Consider the following 3,566-nt stretch of genomic DNA (forward strand, 5'->3'; position numbering starts at 1 on the left):
ACAATCGTCTTGGACCCAGATTTTTCTGTGTCGATGAAGTTGAGCAGGTAGACGCCCTGGTTGAGGTCACTTACATCCAGGGTCAGCTCTTGATTGTAGCCGCGCTGCATGTCTTCCTCTAGCATCACTCGGCCTTCCAGACTCACGATGCGTACTTTCACTGTCTCGGCCCACAGCTTCGCATAGCGGAGTGTCACATACTCATCCGCAGGGTTCGGATACATCGTCAGGTCTTTGAAGTAGTGCCGGTAGAAGCCCAGCTCCTCGATCTTGTCTACCTTAATGCCCTCCTCAGTAACTGTCGCCTCAAGCGTAAAGCTGTTTTTCTCCACACCATCGGCACCGATCTCAAACTGCACAAACGAGCTGCTGTCCATCGGGATACCAGGATACTCAATGTTGAAACGGTACAAGCCCGGCTCTATGTCCGTAAACTCAAACCTACCCTCATCATCGGACTGCACATAAGCATACAGCTCAAAAATGCTGTCCTGTGCAAACGTCCTTCCCCGACGTACAAACCTTCGCATCGAACAGCCCGCACGCTTCACCTTACGGCGTGCATGGATACGGCCTCCCGTGTTGTCAAGACTGTCTTCTGTAGATGCCTTGTCCTGGAAGTCTGACTCTATCGATCCGCCTACTACCCCTCCATCAGGAAGCGGTGGAAGTGGGGGTGGTATCTGTGCCATAAACAATGTATCGGTCCCATCACTACGAAGGATGTATTCTCTGGCTTGTGTCCAAACATCCGTGCTCGGATAGTAGGTAGGCAAGAACTCGTCCAGGTCATCCGGGGCCACTGCGATCAGGTAGTCGCCCAGTATCAGGCTATCAAAGCGGAAGAACCCTGCCTCTTTGTCGCCTCCTCGAATCGTCTGAATCGTATCATATGGATTACCCGGAGCTGTCACTCGAAGGGCATAGCCTTCGGCTGCTGTAAAGGCATCGCCAAACAAGTCAAGGGCCAGAAACTTCAGGTTGGACACGGCCATCACCTGTTTCAAACGGGTGGTCAGCGTCAGGTCGGGTACCAGGCTATTGGTCACTTCTACCCGGTAGTCGCCCATTGTCTCATAGCCGATTCCATCCAGCAGCAAATCTGGGCCGGTTTGTCCCGCTACGGGTACTTTCTCACCAAGGTCATTGGTCAGTAGCCACGTGTAGGTATTCGCACTGCCGCCTGCCTGTACGCTCAGCAGCACTTCGCTGCCTACATACACTGTGTCTCGCTCGATCACTCCGATGCGGCGCTGGTCGGCATAAGCTATCGTGGCCTCCAGGTCCATGTTTTTCTCCAGGTCATCAAACTCCAGGTTGTTGCCACTCACGTCCACGCTCGTCAGGTTGGCCAGCGATGAAAAGTCCGGTATCGTGGAGATGCGGTTGCCCGACAAGTCCAGTACTTCCAGACCGGCTATGTCCAATATGTCATTTGGCAACACACCTGTCATGTTGATCTCAGGGAGTTCTACTTTGGTCACTCGCTCGTTTTCGATGGTCACGCCTGCCCAGTCATCAAAGCTTGCCTCATTCGGCCAGTTGTTGTAAGGTGATGGCCAATTTGAGCCGCCCATCTTGTCGTAGATGTTTTGCAAGGCTGCAAAGTCCCGCTCCAGGGAGCTTACCTTCAGCACTACCGGGAAGGTGATCAGCGTCAGGTCGGTAACCACGCTGCTGGTCACTTCTGCATAGTAGGCGCCTTCATCGTCAAAGCTTTCGATGGCCACCGTCAGTGTGCTGCCGCTGTTGGTCAGCTCGGTGATGCTACCATCGATCAGGTCTTGTTTGTACCACGTATAGCTATTGGCACTACCACTCACTGTACGGTCTATCGTGTAGTTGGTGCCTTGCTGCTCCAGCGTTTCCAGGTAGGTGCTCACACTGTCTTGCGGTGTGTAGCTAAAGCCTGCTATCGATTGGTTGGCTTCTATTGAGCCAAAAGCCAGGTGGTTGTCAGAGACGCTCAGTGTGCTCAGGGCTGTCAGGTTCGTCAGGTCGGCGATATCGGTCAGGTCGTTACCGGACAGGTCCAGGGTGGTCAGTGCGTCTAAGCCGGTGGTGATAGCAGGGAAGCTACCCGTCAGGTTTTTGCCTGCCAGGTCTACACTGGTCACCCGTGTGCCGATCATCGTTACATCATTCCAGTCTCTCAGTGGTAGGCCCTCTGTCCAGTTGATATCACCGGTCCATTGGTCTCCTCCGGTAGCTGCATAGATGCTTAGTAGCGCCAGTGAGTCTTCGGCGGTCTTCGGATCTTTTGGTGTGGTCACCGCTATCACATTGGAGTTGGGCGATTCATCACCTGAGGCATACACGGCTCTGAGGCGGTAGTAGTAGGTCTGACCGTAGTAAACTCCTGCAACTGCTTCGCTTGTCTCGGTCGTCTCTTTGTTGCTAAGTCCTGGGAGCATGTTGATGAAAAACTCGTCTTCGGCTACATCTAAGCGGTAGCTCGTCACTCCGGTACGTGGTGCCCAGTTGGCAGTGAAGCTAAAGTACTCCACATCACTGGCTGCCAAGGCTCGTGGTGCGCCTGGCATGATCGTCAGTGTTGCACTGCTGCTACTGCTATTGCCTACTTCATCGGTGGCTGTCACACTCATCGTATAGGTGTCTACTGCCAGGGAAGCAATGGTGCCGGTGGCAAGGGTCCATGTGCTGCCACTCACACTGGCCGTGTAGGTATTGCCATTGACTGTAACAGTGACGATGGCTGTTTCATCATCTACCGTGCCGGTAAGCTCGGGGCTATCTTCTAACGTCTCCAGGTCATTGATGGTCACCTCTGGTGCCGTTGTATCGATGGTCAGCTCATCAGTAGTAGCGTCGGTGCCTGCATTTCCGGCTTCATCGGTGGCGGTAACTGCTACATCATAAACTCCGTCGGTTAAGCCGGTAAGTTGGCCTGCTGCTAAACTCCAGCTGCCAGCACCATCGTTGGTAGCTGTATAGCTGCTGCCATTAACAGTCACACTCACACTAGCAGATGCATCGTCTACACTACCGCTTAAGGCAGGGGAGGTCTCAGAGGTGGATAGGGTTGACACAGCCACAACCGGTGCGGTCGTATCTACAGTTAGGCTTGCAACAACTGTATCTGCATTGCTTACTGCATCTGTCGCTATGGCTTCTACGCTATAAACTCCTTCTGAGAGGCTATCTAATGTTCCTGAAGCTACTGTCCAGCTGGTGCCGGAAACTACAGCACTCACGGTTTGGCCATTTACTTTTAGGGTAACTGTAGCCAAAGAATCATCTACTGTTCCACTCACTGTTGGTAAGGGGTTGTTGGTCAAAACATCCGCAAGGGTAAGCACCGGAGCTGTGAGATCAATGGTCAGCTCGTCTACGCTACCATCCACTCCTACATTGCCCGCTGAGTCGGTCGCTGTTACTGCTACATCATAAACTCCCTCGGCTAATGGAGCTAGCTCCCCTGCTGCCAAGCTCCAGCTGCCAGCACCGTCGTTGGTCGCTGTATAGCTAACACCTGCCACCGTAACACTAATGCTCGCCTGGAAATCATCAACAGTACCGCTTAGGGAAGGGGAAGGGGTGGAGGT

Annotated in this window: 1 protein-coding gene; it reads right to left on the reverse strand. The window is 53.3% G+C overall.

Translation table 11 applies throughout. The features are described from left to right. Positions 1-3,566: Ig-like domain-containing protein (locus C7460_RS23335; protein WP_147303074.1), on the reverse strand; the 3,566-nt coding region annotated here is incomplete at both ends.

Source organism: Marinoscillum furvescens DSM 4134, from assembly GCF_003386095.1.
Classification (GTDB): domain Bacteria; phylum Bacteroidota; class Bacteroidia; order Cytophagales; family Cyclobacteriaceae; genus Marinoscillum; species Marinoscillum furvescens.